At 63.5% G+C, this 21,697-nt stretch carries 15 protein-coding genes and 2 tRNA genes; 14 read left to right on the top strand and 3 right to left on the bottom strand.

Translation table 11 applies throughout. The features are described from left to right. Positions 1-221: 221 nt before the first annotated feature. Positions 222-298 (bottom strand) — tRNA-Met (locus DW178_RS01330). 637 nt (positions 299-935) lie between these two features. Between DW178_RS01330 and yedE the strand changes: the two genes are divergently transcribed. The 7 genes from yedE to DW178_RS01295 all read left to right on the top strand — a co-directional run bounded on the left by yedE (position 936) and on the right by DW178_RS01295 (position 6,800). After that, the gene (gene yedE / locus DW178_RS01325) at positions 936-2,036 is read left to right on the top strand and encodes a YedE family putative selenium transporter (RefSeq protein WP_118349339.1); all 1,101 of its coding nucleotides are present in this window, start codon (positions 936-938) and stop codon (positions 2,034-2,036) included. 51 nt (positions 2,037-2,087) lie between these two features. Further along, positions 2,088-2,294 carry a sulfurtransferase TusA family protein gene (locus DW178_RS01320; RefSeq protein ID WP_118349338.1) on the top strand — a complete coding sequence of 69 codons (207 nt, stop codon included), beginning with the start codon at positions 2,088-2,090 and terminating at the stop codon, positions 2,292-2,294. A 30-nt stretch (positions 2,295-2,324) separates the two neighbouring features. Continuing rightward, a complete protein-coding gene (locus DW178_RS01315; RefSeq protein WP_286168446.1) occupies positions 2,325-2,537 on the top strand; it encodes a putative Se/S carrier protein in 213 nt (70 codons plus the stop codon). Between the two features lie 335 nt (positions 2,538-2,872). Continuing rightward, positions 2,873-3,784: an acetamidase/formamidase family protein gene (locus DW178_RS01310; RefSeq protein WP_118349336.1), complete on the top strand. Its 912-nt coding sequence runs from the start codon at positions 2,873-2,875 to the stop codon at positions 3,782-3,784. Between the two features lie 437 nt (positions 3,785-4,221). Then, the gene (locus tag DW178_RS01305; RefSeq protein ID WP_118349335.1) at positions 4,222-5,622 is read left to right on the top strand and encodes an APC family permease; all 1,401 of its coding nucleotides are present in this window, start codon (positions 4,222-4,224) and stop codon (positions 5,620-5,622) included. Between the two features lie 358 nt (positions 5,623-5,980). After that, positions 5,981-6,469, top strand: coding sequence for a universal stress protein (locus DW178_RS01300; RefSeq protein WP_118349334.1), 489 nt, complete (start codon positions 5,981-5,983; stop codon positions 6,467-6,469). A 255-nt stretch (positions 6,470-6,724) separates the two neighbouring features. Then, positions 6,725-6,800: transfer RNA gene (locus DW178_RS01295), tRNA-Thr, on the top strand. 133 nt (positions 6,801-6,933) lie between these two features. Here DW178_RS01295 and DW178_RS01290 read toward each other — a convergent pair. Beyond that, on the bottom strand, positions 6,934-9,159 hold the full coding sequence (locus DW178_RS01290; RefSeq protein WP_118349333.1) for a MurT ligase domain-containing protein: 2,226 nt from the start codon (positions 9,157-9,159) through the stop codon (positions 6,934-6,936). Positions 9,160-9,386: 227 nt separating this feature from the next. Between DW178_RS01290 and DW178_RS01285 the strand changes: the two genes are divergently transcribed. Continuing rightward, entirely contained in the window at positions 9,387-10,661 is a 1,275-nt protein-coding gene (locus DW178_RS01285; protein WP_118349332.1) for an ArsB/NhaD family transporter, read from the top strand. A gap of 323 nt (positions 10,662-10,984) precedes the next feature. Continuing rightward, a complete protein-coding gene (locus DW178_RS01280; protein WP_118349331.1) occupies positions 10,985-12,511 on the top strand; it encodes an LCP family protein in 1,527 nt (508 codons plus the stop codon). Positions 12,512-12,698: 187 nt separating this feature from the next. On the opposite strand, the gene DW178_RS01275 is transcribed toward DW178_RS01280, so the two are convergent. Continuing rightward, positions 12,699-13,463, bottom strand: a complete 765-nt coding sequence (locus tag DW178_RS01275; RefSeq protein ID WP_118349330.1) for a TraX family protein — start codon at positions 13,461-13,463, stop codon at positions 12,699-12,701. A 115-nt stretch (positions 13,464-13,578) separates the two neighbouring features. Here DW178_RS01275 and DW178_RS01270 point away from each other — a divergent pair, with 115 nt between their 5' ends. The 5 genes from DW178_RS01270 (at position 13,579) to hypD (ending at position 20,676) form a co-directional block, all read left to right on the top strand. Then, positions 13,579-14,532, top strand: coding sequence for an L-lactate dehydrogenase (locus DW178_RS01270; RefSeq protein WP_118349329.1), 954 nt, complete (start codon positions 13,579-13,581; stop codon positions 14,530-14,532). 319 nt (positions 14,533-14,851) lie between these two features. Further along, positions 14,852-16,564, top strand: coding sequence for a phosphoglucose isomerase-related protein (locus tag DW178_RS01265; protein WP_118349328.1), 1,713 nt, complete (start codon positions 14,852-14,854; stop codon positions 16,562-16,564). A gap of 112 nt (positions 16,565-16,676) precedes the next feature. Then, positions 16,677-19,130: a carbamoyltransferase HypF gene (gene hypF, locus DW178_RS01260; protein ID WP_118349327.1), complete on the top strand. Its 2,454-nt coding sequence runs from the start codon at positions 16,677-16,679 to the stop codon at positions 19,128-19,130. A 73-nt stretch (positions 19,131-19,203) separates the two neighbouring features. Further along, positions 19,204-19,452 (top strand): HypC/HybG/HupF family hydrogenase formation chaperone, encoded by a 249-nt coding sequence (locus DW178_RS01255; RefSeq protein WP_042432068.1) that lies wholly within the window; start codon positions 19,204-19,206, stop codon positions 19,450-19,452. Between the two features lie 90 nt (positions 19,453-19,542). After that, complete coding sequence (gene hypD, locus DW178_RS01250; protein WP_118349326.1) at positions 19,543-20,676, top strand: hydrogenase formation protein HypD; 1,134 nt, start codon at positions 19,543-19,545, stop codon at positions 20,674-20,676. Positions 20,677-21,697: the final 1,021 nt, after the last annotated feature.

The following is a 21,697-nucleotide window of genomic DNA, read 5'->3' as shown; positions in this document are numbered from 1 at the left end:
ATAAAGCCCCTCCATGCAGTGTAGATCAATGGTGCCCTGTGTCAGGATACGATCTCCGGGCTTAAGGCCTCATTTTCTTCGGCGCAATGAGGTTGCGTGGCGGGCTGGCATGCTTGCCGTAGTTTGTATTGAATCGCCGGAGGCATTTTCAGATTCGGGCCATAGTTATCTAAAGAGGTTCCGCGTAACAAAAAAGCCGCCCGATGGGCGGCTTGAACATTTGGTCGCGGGGGCAGGATTTGAACCTACGGCCTCCGGGTTATGAGCCCGGCGAGCTACCAGACTGCTCCACCCCGCAATATGTGACCCGCTTTTCTCGAAACCGAATGTTTCGGAAAAGCTGCGAGAAAGAACTATACGCGCCATCCGGCCGTGATGCAAGCAAATGATTTCCTGTCACAGAACCTTCACAAATGGACGGCACTTCAGGGCGATGTCTTGGCAACGCTAAAGGGGTCCCTATAGGTGAGGCTGCGACGAAGATACGGGGACCTTATAGGTGATTCCGCGGCATCTCTGCAGGCGATTCGGCGGAGCCCTATAGGCGAGGCTGCGGCAGTGCCGCGAGGACCCTATGGGCAAACCCGCGCCAACCTAATAACGGCGCTTGCTCAGATGCCCTTCTCTGCCGCTCGGGGGAGTTTTCGCCTGCCGCCTTTGACGCGAAACTGTTACCTCCTTACAATGCACCACTGGTTCGCGCAAATTCTGCTAGCGCAACTATTCTGCTCTGGGCTTTCTGCCCGCATCGGACGCATTCTGCTAGGCGTCTGTTTCGCCGCGCTTTGACGCGGCTTGCATTGTTTTCCGTTTCGAATGGCGTTTTGGGCGTGTTCTGCTTTGTCGTCCCCGCGGGCCCCGCTGCCCGTGCGTGCGCATGCGCGACGGAGGATCGAATGCGAACGATTCATCTTCATATATAGAAAGGTACTTCCTTGGATTTTCTCAACAGCAAAAAGGGCTTGGCCCTGGTCGGCGTGCTGGTCGGCCTTGGAATGGCGCTTCTGGCCTTCTCCGGCAACCCCGCCAACATGGCCATGTGCGCCGCGTGCTTCATCCGCGACATGGCAGGCTCCATGAAGCTGCAGACCACCGAGACGGTGCAGTACTTCCGTCCCGAGGTCGTCGGCCTGGTCGTCGGCTCGTTCCTGATCGCCCTGGCCACGCGTGAGTACCGCTCCACGGCGGGTTCTTCCCCCATGACCCGATTCGTCCTGGGCTTCATCATGATGATCGGCGCCCTCATCTTCCTGGGCTGCCCGCTTCGCATGGTGCTGCGCATGGCCGCCGGCGACCTGAACGCCTGGGTCGGCCTCATCGGCTTTGTCCTGGGCGTCGCTACGGGCACGTTCTTCCTGAAGAAGGGCTACTCCCTGGGCCGCGAGCATGACACGAACAAGACGGCCGGCGCCGTCCTGCCCGTGCTGCTGGTCATCGGCCTGTGCATCAGCGTCTTCGCCGGCGTGTTCGCCGTCAGCCAGGCCGGCCCGGGCTCCAAGCACGCTCCCGTGCTCATCGCCCTGGTGACCGCTCTCGTGATCGGCGCCCTGGCGCAGAAGGTCCGCATCTGCTTCGCCGGCTCCGTCCGCAACATCTTCCTCATGCGCGACTTCGACCTGATGCTCCCCATCGCCGGCCTGTTCGTGGTCATGGTGGTTTTCAACTTGGCCACCGGCGGCTTCAAGCTCAGCTTCGATGGCCAGCCCATCGCCCACTCCCAGCACCTGTGGAACATCCTGGGCCTGTATGCCGTGGGCTTCGGCGCCACGCTGGCTGGCGGCTGTCCGCTGCGCCAGATGACGCTGGCTGGCCAGGGCTCCTGCGATGCCGCCGTCACCTTCGTCGGCATGCTTATCGGCGCCGCCTTCGCCCACAACTTCGGCCTGGCGGGCGCTGCCGCCTCCGCTGCAACCGCCGAGAAGGCCGCCGTCCTGGGCGGTCCGAGCGTTGCGGGCCAGATCGTGCTCGTGTGCTGCATCGTGGTGCTGTTCATCATCGCCATCGTGAACGTGCGCAAGCAGAAGAACGCCGCGTAGCGTATAAGCTGCAAGCGTATTTCCCCAGTTCATTTATCGAAAGGATTTCCAATGATCGAAGTTGACGCCCGAGGGCTCTCCTGCCCCGAACCGGTCATCCTGACCATGAACGCCATGAAGAAGGGCCGCTCCGAGCCCATCAAGGTGACGGTGAGCAACACCGTGGCGCGCGACAACATCTGCTCGCTGGCGAAGAAGCGCAAGCGCACGGCGGCGGCGCAGCGCGTCGGCGACGATTTCGTGATCGAGATCGCCTAACCCATGGCGCGGCGGAAGGTGAAGACGGCGGTGGCGTCGTTCCATACCACCACTGACGCGCTCGCCTTCAAGCAGGCGGCCGTAGGCGAGGGATTTCGCGGCCGCCTTGCGCCCATCCCGCGACAGCTTTCCGCGGGTTGCGGCATGGCATGGCTCGAGCCCGAGGCTGCGGCGGAGCTGCTGGATTCGCTGGCGCAGCGCAGCGGAATCGAGCTCGAGCAGGTCGTCGTGCTCGAGCTGTGAGCCTCACGTGCCTATATAACGCGTCGAAAGGGCGTGTCTTCGTGTATGCGGGGTACGCCCTTTTTTGCGTTCGCGGCTTTTGCGCCGGACGCCGGGTTCGCCTTGGGCGGCTATCGCTTTCCGGGCGCTGCTTCGCGCCGCTTGGCCTTCGGGGTGGACGCAGGCTTCCCGATGGGGAAGCGGTGGCCGTGATGCACTCTCCCTTTACCGCTTTCGCCCAGCCGTCGAGCTTGCCCCGCCGTGGCGCTGCCAGCCGTGGCGCGCCTGCGGCGGTTGGCGTACAATCGCTCGAAACGGCGGCAAGCCGCGTTCGCTACCATGAAGAAGGGGGCATCATGCAGATCATCACCGATCAGGTTTACGAATTCTCCAAGGACAACAAGCCTTGCGCCACGGCCAAGCCCGGCGAGGTGCTGCAGTTCAACACGCAGGATTGCTTCAGCAACCGCATTCCCGATGAGAACACCACCATGGCCGACCTTGATTACACGTACGGTTTCGCCAATCCCGCCGCGGGCCCCGTCTACATCGAGGGCGCCGAGCCCGGCGACGTGCTCGTGGTCGACATCTACGAGGTGAAGGTGGCCGATGAGGGCACCATCGCCACCGACGATCACTGCGGCCCGCTGTTCGAGACCACCGGCTATCGTACCAAGAAGATTCCCATCAAGGACGGCATGGCCACGTTCAACCAGGTCAGCTTCCCGATCAACCCCATGATCGGCGTCATCGGCACCGCGCCGTCCGGCCCCGACGTCATCGACGGCTTCGTGGGCAGCCACGGCGGCAACATGGACAACAAGAAGATCACCAAGGGCACGCGCCTGTACTTCCCCGTGCGTGTTCCCGGTGCGCTTCTGCAGATGGGCGACGTGCACGCCACCATGGGCGACGCCGAGCTGTGCGGCACCGGCATCGAGATTCCCGCTGAGATCACCGTTCGCGTGCAGCTGGTGAAGGATTTCGAGCTGAACTGGCCGGTGCTCGAGACCTTCGGCCCCGACGGCAAGTGGTACGTGAACTGCAGCGGCACCCACTACGAGCAGGCGCTCATGAACGGCTCGAAGGAGCTGCAGCGTCTGCTGATGCGCGTTACCGGTTGGGACGCCGTGGAAACCTACATGTATATGTCCGTCCAAAGCGACGTCGAGGTGAGCCAGGGCTGCGAGCCGTGCGAGGTCGACGTGTCGCTGCGCATCGGGACGCCGAAGCTGTCGGAGTTCCCCGTTCTGATCCCTCAGCCGTAGGCGCCGGCTGGTCGATTCGCGGGTTGCGGCGATCGTTTACGGCGCCGGGGCGCTTTCGGTCAAGTGACAAGGCCTGGCCGGATCGCGCCGCGCAGCGAGCGAAACGCTATGCGTTCGCGCAACCGTTTATCGCCATAAACCTGCCGTTCGCCTTAGTTAGCAGAGGCTAAAATACACGGCTGTTCCGGTGCCGTCGATTTCGATATTTTATGCAAAATGCCCGGTTTCCCCAGGGAATCGGGCATTTTTCGTGTCTCGTGAGCGCATTGGGCCGCCTTTCAACCCCAAAATCACGCACGGCATCGCTAGGAATTGCCATATTCCCCTTACTCCTGCGCTTTAACGTGCTAAAGTACGGGCTATTGCGTAGAGCCGGGAATCGCGCTTCTGGCCCTGCGCAATGCTTGTTTTCCCCGCAAGAAAGAAAGGAAAGGGAAATGGCAGAGCAAAAAGCTCCGGCGAAGGGTAGCGCCGGGGACAACATCGAGCAGTTCGGCTATAAGCAAGAGCTGCGCCGCGGGATGGGTCTTTGGGACGTGGTGATGTACGGCGTCCTGTTCATGGTCATCATCGCCCCGCAATCCATCTTCGGCTCCATCCAGCTGAACAGCCACGGCATGACGCCGCTGGTCTACATCATCGGCTTTGTGGCCATCATGTTCACCGCTATGAGCTACATGCGCATGTCCGGTCGCTTCCCGATCGCCGGCTCCGTGTACTCCTACGTGCAGCGCGGCATCAACCCGCACGTCGGCTTCATCGCCGGCTGGCTGATCCTCCTGGACTACATCCTGGTTCCGTCCCTGCTCATCGTCATGGTCATGAACTGGGGCGTCGCTCTGATCCCCAACAGCCCGGCATGGCTGTGGGCCGTGGTCTTCATCGCCTTCAACACGTTCGTGAACATCCGCGGCATCCAGATGAGCCGCGGCGTTGACTGGGTCATCTTCGTCATCGAGGTCCTGGCCGTCATCGCGTTCATCGCGCTCGGCTGCAGCTTCATCATGGGCGGCGGCGGCGCAGGCGCCTTCGTCCTTGACCCGATTTACCAGGAAGGCCAGGTCGACGCCCACTTCATCGCCGCCGGCATCTCGCTGGCAGCGCTTTCCTTCCTGGGCTTCGACGGCATGTCCACGCTGGCCGAGGAAACCCACGAGCCCGAGAAGAACATCGGCCGCGGCATCCTGATCGCCCTGTGCGCCATCATCGTCGTGTTCGTCGCTCAGACCTACATCGCCGCCATCGTGCAGCCCGACTGGGCCAACACCGATCCCGACATGGGCTTCTTCGACTCCGTCATGCTGGTGGGCGGCCCGGTCTTCTACAAGATCATGCTGGTCATCAACATCATCGCCATCGGCATCGCCAACATCATGAATGCCCAGATGGCCTCCTCGCGCCTGCTGTACTCCATGGGCCGCGACGGCGTTATCCCGAAGGCGTTCGGCAAGGTCCACCCGAAGTACCAGACCCCCTGGTTCTCCGCTGTGTTCCTGGGCGTGGTCACCCTGTGCCTGTCCATCCCCATGGGCGATAAGATGACCCAGCTGGCCGGCTTGGTGAACTTCGGCGCCCTGGCTTCGTTCATCCTGCTCAACTTCGCCGTGTTCCTGTTCTTCTTCATCCGCGAGAAGAAGCGCAACACCTTCGGCGACATCGTGAAGTACCTGATCTGCCCCTGGATCGGCATCGCCATCCTGGTGTACGTGTTCACCGGCTTCGAGACGATGACCTACATCGTCGGCATCGTGTGGTTGGTCATCGGCCTGATCGTCGGCGCCGTGAAGTCTAAGGGCTTCAAGGAGGTTCCCGAGGCGTTCAAGCACCTCGAGGTGTAGCCGGCCTTTCGCTGGTGCGTAGGCTGTTCGCCTCCCCGCATCGCGATCGCGAAACGTTACAACATGGCAACGCCGTTTGCGCGAACGGCGTTTGCGGAAGCCCTGCGGCGATTGCCGCGGGGCTTCTTGCTATACTGGGGATAAAGCCTGATGGGGAAGGGTCCGCGGCGCTTGCGCGCTAAGCGTTCCGGCGGCCTGCGGGAATGTGTGCGACGCGCGGGGATGCGCGTGCGCGGTTGCCGGGGATGTGGCCGTCGGCGTCGTTCGGCTCTCGGCCGTGGGCGGCGTGCGGCGTTTGCGGTAACGCGCCGTGCTGTATCGTCCGATCAGGTTCAACCGGTGAAAGAAGGGGGTTGCAATGCTCTACGATGCCGTTATGGTCCCGTTCGATGGGTCCGATTCCGCCCGCGCGGCGCTTAACGAGGCCGTGCGCTTCGCGAAGGAGGACGCCGGGCTTGCGCTGCACGTCGTCCAGATCGTCGATCTGGAGCGAACCGCCGTGGCAAAGCTCGAGGCTCGCGGCGTGGATTTGACCGAAAGCGTCGTCCCCATGGGTATGCAAGAAGCCATGGAGGAGGCAACGGAGGAAGCGTCCGAGCGCCTGCATGCGCAGGTCGACGGGGTGATCCGCCCGCTCATGAACGAGAAGCGCGTCTGCCTGCTGCCCGAGGTGCATCCGGGCGACCAGATCGTGAAGTACGCGCAGGAGAACGGCTGCGGGCTCATCATCATGGGCAGCCGCGGTCTAGGCGCTCTGCGCGGCATGCTGGGCAGCGTGAGCAGCTACGTGCTGCGTGAGGCCCAGGTTCCCGTGCTGGTGGTGAAGGCCCCCGAGAACGAGGAGTAGGCGGCGACGCTGCGCATCGGGCGGCTCTTAGGCAAGGGCGCCGCAGCGATAAGGCGCGCCAAGGCAGCTCTTGGGCGGCGCGGCAACAGCGATGGGACGTGTGCCCATGCGGCTCTCGAGGGCCGCAACGCTAGGGTGCAAGCCTGTGGAGAAACGGCGAATGCCCGCTCGTTCGCCCGAAAAGTTGCTTTTGCCCCTTGCGAAACGACAGGCTCTTCGGTATAGTTCATATTCGCGCTTCGCAAGAAGCCGTGTGCCAACGTGGCTCAGCTGGTAGAGCAGCGCTCTCGTAAAGCGCAGGTCACCGGTTCGAATCCGGTCGTTGGCTCCACGAATGTACGCGGGCCGGGCAGAAATGTCCGGCCCGCTTTCTTTTTCTTGAAATCGCTCCCAAACAAAAAGCGCGGCGCCGGTCCCATGCGTTTTCCTCGCACAGGGCCGGCACCGCGCTTTTGCGTTCGCCGCTACTTGGCTCCCAGCTTGTCGCACATGAAGGCGTTGGCGGCTTTCTCGGGCGCATCGTCAAGCGGCGTCAGCTCGACAAGGGGCCGTCCGGTGCGCTTGGCGTTGCGCTCAAGCGCGCGAGCCAGCAGCCAGTCCGCGATCTGCGGGTTCTTCGCCAGCAGCGGGCCGTGCAGGTACGTACCCAGCACGTTCTTGTAGCGCACGCCGTCCTGCTTGGTCTCCTCATTATTGCCCAGGCCCGTGTTCGAGACAACGGTGCCGAACGGCTCCACGCCCTCGTCGAGGTAGGTGCGGCCTGCGTGGTTCTCGTAACCCACCACGGGTTCGTCGGCCAAGGGGCTGCGCAGGGCGATGTTGCTCACCAGTCGGTCGCCCGATGTGCCGGGGCGTCCCGTGGTCATGCCCACCAGGCCCAGGCCGGGCACCTTCTCGCCGTCCACCAGCCACTCGCGGCCCAGCATCTGGTAGCTGCCGCAAATGGCAAGCAGCGGGCCCATGTCCTGCACGTATGCGTCAAGCTGGTCGCGCATGGCCACGATGTCGGCACTGGCTAGCTTCTGCTCGCGGTCGGGGCTGCCGCCCATCATGATCAGGTCGACGCCGGAAAGGTCGATGGCGTCGCCGTGGTTCACACGGCTGATCTCCACGGGGATGCCGCGCCATGCCAGGCGCTGCTGCAGCACGCGCACGTTGCCGCCGTCGCCGTACAGGTTCAGCAGGTCGGGGAACAGGTGCGCGATGACCACGGGGTTTTGGCCGTTCGCCGCATCCTCGCCGGCCGGCGCACCGCCGCCTTGGATTCCAAAATCGCGCGGCGCGGGCGCCTCTCCCGCGGCAGGCTCGACTTCGCCGCCTGCGGCCACGGCTGCGTCCAGCGCGGCCTTGCACCCCGGCAGCGACGTGTAGTTCGCGATGATGTACGCGCTCACCTCTTGCGGCTGCTGCGCGATGCGATGCAGCAGGTCGTTGGCGTTGTCAACGGTTTGGGCGTCTATGCCGGCATACTTCAGGCGCACGGCCATGTCGCGCCCACGGATGCCGCCGGCGTATGCCGTCAGCGGGCCCGCCTGCGCCAGCTCCTCGAAGTCGATGTCCCACAGCCACGACACGTCGCGCCCGTCGGCCTCCTTGTCGTTGATGAAGAAGGCCACCACCTTCGGCGCCTGGTCCTGCGCCACGATCTTGAGGTTCTGGTTGAAGCCGGTGGGGTTCTTAGCCAGGTTCAGCAGGACGCGGCGGCCGGCAAGGTCGTAGGTCTGCAGGCGCCCGTTTTGCGGGTCGAACGCGTCGACGGCCTTCTGCAACGCCTCGTTCGTGCATCCCAGCAGGCTTGCGGCAACGCTCACGGCGGCAAGGTTGTACACCATATAGGCGCCGCTGAAGCGCGCCGTCACCGAGAAAGCCCCTTCGCGCCCGGCGTCGCCGGCGCCGGGCTTGGCAAGCGAGAACGCCAGCCCGTTGGCTCCCAGCCGCACGTTTTCGGCGGCGAAATCCAGCGCAGGGCGCGCGAAGCCGCAGTTCGGGCAGCGCCATTCGCCCAGCTGCCCGTATTGGCGCCAGTCGTATTCGAACATGGTGGAGCAGCGCTGGCACATGGTGGCGTCGGAGACGGTGTTTTGCGCCAGGCCCATGCTCTCGGCCACGCCGAAGGCGATGGAGCGCGTGCCCTCGCGGCCCGGCAGCTGCCTGGCGCGGTCGGCGATGGATGCGCACAGCGGGTCGTCGGCGTTGTAGACCAGCACGGTTTCAGGCGAGCTGCCCAGCGCCTTGACGATGCTGTCCTGGATGCGGTCGATCTCGCCGCAGCGATCAAGCTGGTCGCGGAACAGGTTGAGCAGCATCACGTAGTTCGCGCGCAGCTGCGGCAGGATCTTCGCCAGCCACAGCTCGTCGCATTCGAACACGCCCCAGTCGGCCTTGCTGGCGTGCAGCAACGCCGTGGACACGCCCGAATCCAGGTTCGCGCCCGTGCGGTTGCAGACGACCCGCTGGCCCGACGCTTCAAGCACGTCGGCAAGCAGGTTGGAAACGGTGGTCTTGCCGTTGGTCCCCACCACGCACACGCTTCCGCGCTCGAGCTTGCCGCGCAGATGCGCGATGAGCTGCGGGTCCACATACAGGGCCATTTTGCCCGGGAAGTTCGCGGCGGGGCGGTGGAACACGTTTTTCAAGCCCCAAGTGGAGACGCCGCTGACGGCGCGGGCGGCGGTGAATCTCAATCCCATGGTTTCCTCGCTTACCTTCGTAAATGCATGCGCCCAGTATATCCCGCGCTCGGGCGGCCGCCGCGCATCGCTGCCTTTCAACGTTAAAACACGAGAAACTTTCCCCATGGCTCGGCATGGGGAAATGGGGTTTTGCTATAGTGGATTTTTGCGCGATTGCATAAGGATTTCGCGCGCTTTGGAGAAAGAAGGACCCGTGGAAAACAACGAAACCAAGGCGGTGGGATATGGATACTAGCCAAATCATATCCGTCGCCATCTTCGTGGTGGCCATGATCGCCATCATGACCGAGAAGGTGCATCGCGCGCTCGTCGCCATCACCGGCGCCATGCTGCTGCTCATCCTGCACATCATGCCGTTCGAGACGGCTATCGGGCACATCGACTTCAACACGCTCGGCGTGCTGTTCGGCATGATGCTGTTCGTGGCCGTGGTGAAGCAGTCGGGCGTGTTCGAGTTTTTGGCCATCAAGTGCGCGCGCGTGGCGAAGGGCAACCCCTGGACCATCATGGTGCTGTTCGTGCTGCTCACGGCCGTGCTGTCCGCCTTCTTGGACAACGTCACCACCGTGCTGCTCATCGGCCCCATGACCATCACCGTGTGCCGCCTGCTCGACATCGACCCGGTGCCGTTCTTCATGACGCAGATCCTGGCGTCCAACATCGGCGGCACGGCAACGCTCATCGGCGACCCGCCCAACATCATGATCGGCTCTGCCGCGGGTTACACCTTCGCCGACTTCATCGCCTATGATGCGCCTGCGGTCGTCATCATCCTGGCTGCCGTCATCGGCCTGTTCTACGTCATGTACGGCCGTAAGATCTCCGCCAACGAGGAGCACCGCAAGGCCATCATGGAGCTCGACGAGAACGACTACATCAAGGACCGCCGCCTGCTGCACATCAGCGTCGCCATGGTCGTCCTCGTGGTCGTCGGCTTCATGACCCACGGCGCGCTCGGCCTGGAGTCCTGCGTCATCGCACTTGCTGCCGCCGGTCTGATCCTGCTCATCTCCGGTGAGAGCATCGAAGAGGCGCTGCACGGCGTCGAATGGACCACGCTGTGCTTCTTCGCCGGCCTGTTCATCATCGTCGGCGCCATGTCCGAAACGGGTGTCATCGGCATGCTGGCACAGGGCCTTATCGACGTCACGGGCGGCAACCTCATGATCACCATGCTGGCGGTGCTGTTCGGCTCGGCCATCATCTCCAGCTTCCTGGACAACATCCCGTTCGTGGCAACCATGATCCCCATCATCCTGGCGCTCGAGGCCGACGGCCTCGACGGCACGGCGCTGTGGTGGGCGCTGTCCCTTGGCGCTTGCCTGGGCGGCAACGGCACGCTCATCGGCGCATCCGCCAACGTGGTGCTGTCCGATATCAGCAAGAAGTTCGGGCATGAGATCACGTTCATGCAGTTCTTCAAACGCGGTTTCCCGATCATGTTGTTCACGGTGGCCATCGCCGCCATCTACATGGTCATCCGCTTCCCCGGCGGTTAAACGGTTCCGCCGGTCTGTCGGCTGGCGGACCGACTTGACGCTGCGGGGCTTGTGGCGCCCGGCTTTCGCCTTCAGCTTCGGCGGCATACCCCAAAGGCTTATGCCGCCTTGCTTCAGGCGGATTCCGGGGCACTATAGGGCCCTCGCTGACTGTGGCGGAGCCCCGGATTTCCCGCCTTGAAGGCCTGGAATGCGAAATGCGTTCCAGGCCTTTCTTGTCCCCTCGGACAGGCCGTCGTTTCCCCGCTTTTGCTCATATGGGCATTTCCCGCAAAGCATGTGAGGTCGCTTGCATGGGGGCCGGGGGCCGTCACAATGACCGTATGGATAACAAACGCACAGGCTACGGGCGCGACCGTTACGGCGCGGGCCGAGCAAACACGAACCAACCATCCAACGGCAGGCGCGCAACCGCTGCAGACGTGCGCGCCCAAAACCGCTATGCGCGCGATAGCTACGGCGGAGACCGGCCGTCCGCTGGTCAAGGCGAGCCGTCGGCGCGCCGCCTTTCGCGCGACGAGTACGCGAAAACCCACAAGCACAAAAAGCACGGCAAGCTGTTCTATGCCGGCATCGCGGCGCTTGCTGTCGCGGTCATAGCCGTCGGCGCGGCGTTCGCGTACGTGCAGGTGCTTTCCGGCAACCTGCATGCGGGCCTGGGCAACGTGGGGAAGTACCTGGTTAAAACCAACATGACCAAAGAGCCGTTCTACATGCTGCTCATGGGAACCGATGGCTCCGAGGAACGTGACGAGTCCGGCGATTTCGGCGACAGCTACCGCACCGACAGCATCATGCTCGCGCGCATCGACCCCGTGAGCAAGAAGGTCACGTTGGTCTCGCTGCACCGCGACACCATGGTCGACATGGGCGAATACGGCGTGAACAAGCTCAATGCCGCGCACGTGTTCGGCGGTCCCGCGCTCTCGGTGCAAACGGTGTCGAAGCTGGCGGGTGTCGATATCTCGCACTACGCCGAGATCAACTTCGATGGCTTCCGGGATATCGTGGACGCGCTCGGCGGCATCGAGGTCGACGTTCCCATGACCATCGACGACGAGGACGCCGGCGGTCACCTGGACGCCGGCCCGCAAACGCTCAACGGCGACCAGGCCCTTATCCTGTGCCGCGCACGTCACGCCTACGACGAGATCGGCCCGGGCGACGAGTATCGCGCCGCCAACCAGCGCCTGGTCATGTCGGCCATCGCCAAGAAGCTGCTGTCTGCCGACGCGGCGTCCATGGCTTCCACCGTGCAGGCGCTTTCGAAGTATGTCACCACCGACCTGGGCGTTACCGACATCATCGGGCTCGCGCAGGCCATGCAGGGCCTCGACCCGTCCACCGACATCTATTCCGCCATGGAACCCACCACTTCCGAGTACATCGATGGCGTTTGGTACGAGGTGAACAACACCGCGGAATGGAAGGCCATGATGAAACGCGTCGACGCAGGCCTGCCGCCCACTGAAGGTGACGTCGTCGACAAGACTTCGGGCACCATTCTGGCAACCACCGGCGACGGCGGCGCCACAAGCGGCGGCACGGCGGGCGGGGGCGCGGGCGCGGTCAAGCGCGGCGGCAGCGTGGCCATCCGCAACGGCAACGGCCTTGCGGGAGCCGGCCTCGACGCCACCGAGCGCATTCAGGGCCTTGGGTACAGCGTGAACACCAGCAATGCCGACAACTTCGACTACCAAGACACCGTGGTGGTGTACAACGATTCCTCCGACAAGGAAGCGGCCGAGGCCATCGTGAAGGCTCTCGGCGTGGGCAAGGCGGTGCAGAACTCGAACACCTATCTGTTCGAGGAGGACTTCCTCATCGTCCTGGGAGCCGACTGGAAATAAGCGTCGCGTCCGTTCTCGGATGCTGGCGAAACGGCGAGGGCCGCTGCAATCGTGCAGCGGCCCTCGTTGTCTTCCCGATCCTCGCCGGCTTTTGCGGTTCCGCGCATGCTACCCGACGTGCATCGGTCTTCGTGCGATCGCGGCGCGCTACCCGACGTGCGTCGATCCTCGCGCAGCTCCAAGCATCCTATCCGGTCACGGCGATGTTCCAGTCGCCCAGAAGCAGCCCCTTCGCCAATCCCAGCACGGCGATATGCGCGGGGTAGTACGCATAGAAGAACCATTTCATGGACCTGCCGCGCCCGCCGTTGTACGCCCACAGCAGGGGAATGGTGGCGCTGCAGCCTACCAGCGGATATAACGCGAACGCCAGGTTCTGCAGCGTGGGAAGCTCCATGAGCTGCATAAGCGCCGGCAGCCCTCCGGTGGCAATGGGCAGCAGCGCCGAGTACGCCACACGTTGCCTGCGGTCCTTCACCACATGGAGCGTGAGCACCATGCAGGGTGCCAGGATGCCCCAATCGCAAAACGCCGTCAGGGCGGTCATCAGCGCGAACGTCAGCCAAAACAGCCCGCGTCGCCGCATATGGTCGTACGCGTACAGCAGGCACAGGCACACGAACAGCGTGAACAGCACGTTCATCTCATGCGCCAGGAACAGCCCGTAGGGAACCTGGGCCACCAGGGCGAATGTCAGCAGCCGCCGGCCGTAACGCCGCACGCTCGACGTATGGCGATACCCTTCCACCAGCAGAAACGCCATGATGGGGAACGTCAGGCCGCCAAGCGCGAACAGCGCGCACAGAATCCCGGGCGGCAGATAGTCCCAGCAGATGTAGCAGGCGTGGTTGCACGTCATGCCGGCGATGGCCAGCACTTTCAGGGGAAACGCGGTGAAACCGCGTTGGGGACGCGGCTTTGCCGCGGCGGATGTTCCAGCTTGTTGTATCATGCGCACAGTATACCCTACGTGCCGGCTCGGCGTTTTGCCTCCGGCATGCATCCCTCGCGGGGCGTGCCCCGCGAAACCTACGCTTGCGGCCCTCCCGCAAAGGATAGGAGCAACCATGGCAGCAATCATCAATTCTCGCAAGGTGGCCATCGTCGGCTGCGGGTTCGTGGGCTCGGCCAGCGCCTTCGCCCTCATGCAGTCGGGCCTGTTCTCCGAGATGGTGCTCATCGACGTCGATCACGACCGCGCCGAGGGCGAGGCCCTCGACATTGCGCACGGCATGGCGTTCGGCAGCCCCATGAACATCTACGCGGGTGACTACTCCGACATCGATGACGCGGCCATCACCGTCATCACGGCCGGGGCGAACCAGGCGCCCGGCGAGACGCGCCTCGACCTGGTGAACAAGAACGTCGCCATCTTCAAGTCCATCATCCCGCAGATCGCCGAGCGCGATTACCAGGGCATTCTGCTGGTGGTCTCGAACCCTGTGGACATCCTGACCTACGTCGCCCTTAAGCTCTCCGGCATGCCCGCCAACCGCGTGCTCGGCAGCGGCACCACGCTCGACACCGCGCGCTTCAAGTACGCCCTGGGCGAGCACCTGGGCGTCGATCCGCGCAACGTGCACGCCCGCATCATCGGCGAGCACGGCGACAGTGAGATCGCCGCATGGAGCTTGGCGAACGTCTCCGGCATCCCGCTCAACGACTTCTGCGAGCTGCGCGGCCACACCGACCATGAGCGCAACATGGACCGCATCGCCGAGGAAGTGAAGAACGCGGCCTACGAGATCATCAAGAAGAAGCGCGCCACCTATTACGGCATCGCCATGACGGTCAAACGCATCTGCGAGGCCATCACCCGAGATGAGAAGCCTATTCTTCCCGTGTCCAACTACATCGACGGCGAGTACGGCCTGCACGACATCGTGTTGTCCATGCCCGCGGTCGTCGGCGCCAGCGGCATCGAGTACCAGGTGCCCATCAAGATCAACGAGACGGAAACCGAGCAGCTCAAGGCCTCGGCCGCCACGCTGCGATCGGTCATCGACAAGCTGGACCTGTAGCGCCCCGAGCCCGTTCGGCGCCGCCCGCGACCCGCCCGCCGGCAACACGCGGGCGGGTCGCGCCGCTTTGCGCCCCCGTGCGTCCTTTGCGGCGCCCGCTTTCCGCATCCACCCGACTCATCGCCGCCGGCAAGCCGGCGCTTCCTCGCGCCTGCACCTGCCCGTCCCCCTCCAACCGCATAAAGCACGCGCTTTCCGCTCTAAACGCTGACCGTTCCGCTTCCCTGTTCACAACTCCATCACACGGAGGCGCCTAAACGGGGTACCATCTGCCATGGTTTGCTAGAATGCTGAATACTTACGCAGAAAGAAGGTGCTCATGCTGTCTGGAGATATGGAAAAGCTCTACCCCTCCGCCAAAACCTTGGTGAAGGAATGCGTTGCCAGCCGCCTTCATGCGAAGGATGCAACGCTTTACGGCTTTTCCGACGAAGCGCAGGAATGCGCACAGAATTACATGGGGTGGACGGACCTCGCAACGAATCCGCCGTACCCGCTGCACGAGATTCAGGCATTCGCTGATTCCATCATCGCCCAGGGTTTGAAGTCCGTGGTGCTCATCGGCCAAGGCGGCTCCACCCAGGCGCCCATGACCATAACCAAGTACCACAAGCCGGACTCATCCCTGGTGCGCTTCCGCACGCTCGATTCCGATTCCCCGGTCCGCGTGCGCGGCATCCTGTCGGAGATCGATCCCCGCACCACGCTGTTCATCGTGTCCTCCAAATCGGGCGGCACCATCGAGCCGCGCCTGGCGCTGCGTGCCGTGCGCGATGCGTTGGCCGACCAGATCTCGGACGAGGAAATGGTGCAGCATCTGGTGGCCATCACCGATCCCGGCTCCAAGCTCGAGCAGCAGGCTCGCGAGGAGGGCTGGGCCGCGGTGTTCTCCGGCGAGCCCACTGTGGGCGGCCGCTTCAGCGCCATGTCCGTGTTCGGCCTGCTGCCCGCCGCGCTCGTGGGCATCAACCTGCAGGAGTTCATGCAGCACGCCAACAAGGCGGAGCGCGCCTGCAGCGAGGACGCCATCGACAACCCGGCCATCGGCCTGGCTGCCTTCCTGTACGACAACTACGTGCAGGGCCGCAACAAGTTCAGCTTCCTCACGCAGAAGCGCGGCCGCGTGCTCGGCTTGTGGATCGAGCAGCTGGTCGCCGAGAGCGTCGGCAAGAACGGCCAGGGCATCCTTCCCAACATCGAGATCGACACGCTGCTGCTCAAGAAGGACCCGGGCGATCGCAGCGTCATCATGTACCAAACGAAGAACGACCTGTGGGACGAGCGCCACAACTTCGAGATGAGCCTGTCCTACATCGACCCCACCATCCCGCGCGCGGCGTTCAAGATCGAGTCCGTGTACGAGTTGCCCGAGCATTTCATCATGTGGGAGTACGCCATCGCCATGTGCGGCTACCTCATGAAGGTGTGCCCGTTCGACCAGCCCGACGTGGCGTCGGCCAAGGCCGCGGTGCTCGACATCCTGCGCGACGGCCAGCCCGAGCCGGACTACGTGCAGGACTTCGTCGACGACGTGCACATGGGCCAGGTGGAGGTGCGCCAAGCTCCGTGCTTCAAGGACTGCACCGACGTGCGCGCATCGCTGCGTGCTCTGCTCGCCAGCATCCAACCCGGCGATTTCTTCGCGCTCAACGCCTTCCTCCCGTTCACGGGCGAAGGCCGCCGCGAGGCGCTCGAGACCATCCGCCACGGCGTGGCCGAGAAGCGCCGCGTGGTGTCGTGCTTGGAAGTCGGCCCGCGCTACCTGCATTCCACGGGCCAGCTGCAAAAGGGCGGCCCGAACTGCGGCGTGTTCCTCATCCTGTCGGCGGACGAGCTGAAGGACATCCCGCTGAAGGAAGAGGCCGAAAGCCTGGGCTCCTTGGCGAAGGCGCAGGCCTCGGGCGATCTGGTCACGCTCGCAAGCCGCGGTCGCCGCTGCGTGCACCTGCACCTGCCCGATAATTCGGGCGTCACCTTGCGCGCGCTGGCGGAAGTGGTGTGCGACATCTTGGAAGAGCTGCAGCAGGCGTAACGCCCCTCGGCTCAATGGCTGAAACCCACCGCGCGTCGCCAATCTCGCCGACGCGCGTTTTTTGGAATCAGCCGGCGGAAAACAACGTAAACCTTAAATGAAAGGGCGTCGTATGATCGAAGCGCTCGACATACAGGTAAAAGGCATCGTGCAAGGGGTGGGCTTTCGCCCCTTCGTGTATCGTTTAGCGAAGAAATACCAGCTTAACGGTTGGGTGCTCAACGCCGTGGAAGGCGTGTTCATCCACGCCGAGGGAGAGGCGAACCTGCTGGACAAGTTCGTCACCGAGCTGCACATGAACCCCCCGTCCGCCGCAAAAGTCAAGGAGATCGACCTCAAGGAGGTGCCGCTGGAAGGGTTCGGTTCGTTCGACATCCGCTTCTCCGACGATCACGACGCCCAGCAGACCACGCTGGTTTCCCCCGATCTGGCCACCTGCGACGACTGCCTTGATGAGCTGTTCAACCCCTCAGACCGTCGCTACCGCTATCCGTTCATCAACTGCACGAACTGCGGCCCGCGCTTCACCATCATCGGGTCGCTGCCCTACGACCGCCCCGCAACGTCCATGAAGGATTTCCCCATGTGCCCGCGTTGCGCCGCCGAATACGCCGACCCGCTCGATCGCCGCTTCCATGCGCAGCCCGATGCCTGCTGGGATTGCGGCCCGCACATCAGCTGGGTGAACCTTGCACAAGGCCAGCAGGAGCCGCAGTGGGGTGATACCCGCGAAGCGTCCGACGCCATCTTCGCGGAAGCGGTCAAGCTGCTGCTCGACGGCGGCATCGTGGCGGTGAAGGGCCTTGGCGGCTTCCATTTGGTCTGCGATGCCTCCAACCCCGATGCGTTGGCGAAGCTACGTCAGCGCAAGCGCCGTCAGGGCAAGGCGTTCGCCGTCATGGTGGCGGGTGCGGCCGACGCGCGCCGCGTGTGCCATGTCGACAAGGCGGAGCAGGGTGCCCTGGAATCCACCAAGCGCCCTATCGTGCTGCTGCGCAAGCGGGCCGAGGTGCAGTTCGCCAGCGGTCTGGCCGATAACCTTCCCGAGCTGGGGGTCATGCTGCCCTGCACGCCCGTCCAGCATCTGCTGCTCCACGATTTCGCGGAGGCCCTGCGTGCGCAGCAAGGCGATTCGGCGTTGCCTATGCTGGTCATGACCTCGGGGAACCTGCATAACGAGCCCATCGTCACCGACGACGATCAGGCGCTGGTCAAGTTCGCCGGCATCGCCGATGCCGTCTTGGGCAACAACCGCCGCATCCTGTCACGCTACGACGACTCGGTGCTGCGCGTGGTGCGCGTAGGTGACGAGCAGGCCATCCAGTTCGTCCGCCGCGCCCGCGGCTTCGCCCCGCTGCCCATCGCGCTCGACTGCCCCGAGGCGCAGCCCAAGCAGGAAACCCTGCTGGCCACGGGCTCGGAGCAGAAGGCGACGTTCGCCCTGGTGCGTGCCGCCGCGGGCGACGACCAGCGCCCCGACGCGTTCGTCTCGCAGCATATCGGCGACGTCGAGAATGCGGAAACCTACGACGCTTGGCTCGAGGCCGAAGAGCGTTATCGTCAGCTGTTCCAGGAAACGCCGCGCCGTCTCGCCTGCGATGCGCATCCCGAGTACCTTGCAAGCAAATGGGCTCGCGAGCAGGCACAGCGTAACAACCTGCCCTTGACCGAGGTGCAGCACCACCATGCGCACATCGCCTCGGTGCTGGGGGAGAACGGGCTGTTCGGCCCTGTGTGCGGCATCGCGTTCGACGGCACGGGCTATGGCGCCGACGGCCGCGTGTGGGGTGGCGAGGTCCTGCTCGCCAACCAGCAGGCCTACGAGCGTTTCGCCAATTTCGCCTATGTGCCCATGCCCGGCGGCGCCGCGGCGGTGCGCAACCCGCTGCGCATGGCCTACGGCGTCCTGTACGAGTTCGACCTGCTGGAGCATCCCGGCGCCGCCGATGCGCTGCTGGCGCTGGGCGATCAGGCGGAGGTGTGCGACCAGATGATCGAGCGCAGCCTGAACACGCCCTACACCTCCTCGGTCGGGCGCCTGTTCGACGCAGCAAGCGCGCTGCTCGGCGTGTGCCGTCAGCCGTCCTACGATGGCCAGCCGGCCATCGAGCTCGAGGCGGCCATGGGCGCGGTCCCCGAGGGGCTGCCGGCCACCGACGCCTACCATATAGATGTCGTGAAGAATACGGCCACCGAAACCAGCACCGCGCTCGACACGTCGGTCCTGCTGTTCGACGCGGCGCCGGTGTTCAAGGCGCTCCTTGACGACATCGCTTCCGGCGTTCCCACGGCGACCATCGCGCGCCGCTTCCACGATGCGTTCGTGAACGCCATCGTTATGGCTGCTCAGCTGGTGCAAAGCTTGTACGGCATCACCACGGTGACGCTCTCGGGCGGCGTGTTCCTCAACCGCTACCTGCTCGAGCACGCTGTGCCGGCGCTTCAGGGCAACGGCTTCACCGTGGCGCTCAACCGCGATCTGCCCCCCAGCGACGGCTGCATCTCCTACGGACAGGCTGTGGTAGCATGGGCAGCAAGACAAACGGACGAGACGACGGGGAAGTAGCGGCTCGGAAGGCGCTCAAGCGTTCGGCAACGCATCCCCAAAACGTCTCATCATGGAAGGAAGAAGGCAGCGAATGTGCCTAGCTATTCCCGCGAAGATCGCGCAGCTTGACGGCGACGGCATGGCCACGGTGGACATCCTCGGCGTCACGCGCAGCGTGTCCATCGACCTCACACCGCAGGCGGGCGTCGGCGATTTCGTGCTCGTGCACGCCGGCTTCGCCATCGAGGTGGTCGATCCCGATTACGCGCAGGAGACCATCGACCTCATCAAGGAGTTCCCCGACCTGGCGGGCGATGAGCTGCCCGCCGCCACGGCCTAGGCAACGCCCAACCGGCCGATCGCTTGCAGCCTTGCGGCGCGCAGGCGGTCGGCTTTTCGCATTTCGCCCCTCGTACCAAGGAATCTCATCATGCAACCCCAGAACATACATCGTAGCCGCACGGTAGACGCCGGCACCATGCAAAACGAGCTGGCGGCGTTCAAGGACCCGAAGCTCGCCCGTGGCCTCATCGAGTCCATCGGCAAACTCGCTCCGGAAGGCGGCGCCACGCTCATGGAGGTATGCGGCACGCACACCGTGGCCATCGCGCGCAACGGCATCCGCAACCTCATGCCCGAAAGCGTGTGCCTCTCGTCGGGCCCGGGCTGCCCCGTGTGCGTCGCGTCGAACCGCGATATCGACGCCGTCATCGCCCTCGCGCGCATCCCGAACGTGACCATAGCCACGTTCGGCGACATGACGCGCGTGCCCGGCAGCACGTCGAGCCTGCTCAAGGAACAGGCCGCAGGCCGTAGCGTGCAGATCTGCTATTCGCCCCTCGATGCGTTGGCCTTGGCGAAGGCCGACCCCGATCGGGAGATCGTGTTCGTTGGCGTGGGCTTCGAGACCACCACGCCGCTGGTGGCCATGGCCATCAAGCGCGCCGCGGCCATGGGCCTGAAGAACTTCAGCGTCTTCGCCGCGCACAAGAACATGCCCGGCGCCCTGGAAACGCTGGTGAAGGACCCGGACCTCAAACTAGACGCCCTCATCCTGCCGGGCCACGTGGGCACCATCACGGGCACCAAGCCCTTCGAGTTCCTGGCGAAGGAATACGGCATCCCCGGTGTGGTCACGGGCTTCGAGCCCGTCGACGTGCTCCAGGGCATCGCCATGCTCATGCGCCAGCTGCACGAGGGGAGGGCGGAGATCGAGATCGCCTACGCGCGCGGCGTCATGCCGCAGGGCAATCCCGTGGCGCTGGCCGCAATCGACGAGGTCTTCGAAACCTGCACCGCCACCTGGCGCGGTCTGGGCGATATCCCCGGCAGTGGATACCGTATCCGCGAGGAGTTCGCGCAATTCGATGCGCTGAAGCGCTTCCAACCCGAAATCGAGCCCACCATCAACCCCAAGGGCTGCCGCTGCGGCGACGTCCTGCGCGCCCGCATGGAGCCCAGCGAGTGCCCGCTCTTCCGCAAAGTGTGCACGCCCGAGAATCCGGTAGGCCCGTGCATGGTCAGTAGCGAGGGCAGCTGCGCCGCTTACTACAGGTACTATTAAGCGAAATCAAGCATATCGCCACATTGGAGGGCGGCGCAGCACGCAAGCTGCGCCGCCCTCTTGCGTTGCCAGGCGGCTAACACGAGACCGGCGAGCCGAAGCCCGGCGAGATCAACACCGGCTGCGTCGCCCTCCTCCGTTGAAAGGCGACTAACAGGCCAGAACGCAGCCCCGGGAAGCGCTCTGGCGTCGAATGACGACGGCATGTCCTTCAATGACGACGGTAATGTCCTCGGAATGGGCTACTGGCCGGATTACGGGTCGAAGAGCGAGCGCATCACATGATCGTGCCGCCTCATACGGACCTCCAGCCGGCTGAAAGCGAACAGGGCGGCGAACGATGCCGTGGCACGCCCTCTTAACGGTCGCAAAAACGCCCACACCATGACACAAGAAGTGTGAAAACGGTCAAACAACGGCAGGCCTTGCCGCTTAAGCGAGTGCTCAAGCGGCAAGGCCTCATATCGGGAGCTAAAAGCCGTTAAGTGCTTAAAGGAAGCCGCTCACGGCATTCGGAAGAGGATTGCTACGTCGATGCAATAACCGAAAACCGATAGACCAAGATTATCGGAGGACGCTTTTCCCATTGGTTGTGCAAATATGAGCCATCTGATGAACCATAGACTTGACCATATAAATGCATGCATATCCGATTCGTACCGATAATCATTCGTGCGAATCGGTTCATTCAAGGAAAATATCCAATAATCGGATGAAAAATGCATAAACGATTATTTCGACTGTGTTACAGATTTTTGTGCAGCTGAACAATGAACTTGTGCAAAGTGCCTGAAAATACGTGTAAATGACCTATTGCAGGCGCACAACTCTGGTGTTATAAATATCTCGTCGGCAAAACCGGAACACGAAATGAAACGAACTTACAGGGTTGCCAAGTGATTTTTCCCTCTTAGTGAATTTCAAATCAAAAGGCCGGTTGAGCCAAAGAGTACACAATAGGTAGTGTGCATCGTTGAAGGTGTAGGAAGCACCTTCAAAGAAAGGAGACAGTCATGGCGAA

The organism is Eggerthella sp. AM16-19 (genome assembly GCF_003474385.1).
In the GTDB taxonomy this organism is placed as follows: domain Bacteria; phylum Actinomycetota; class Coriobacteriia; order Coriobacteriales; family Eggerthellaceae; genus Senegalimassilia.
This window is presented reverse-complemented; position numbering and strand designations above follow the sequence as displayed.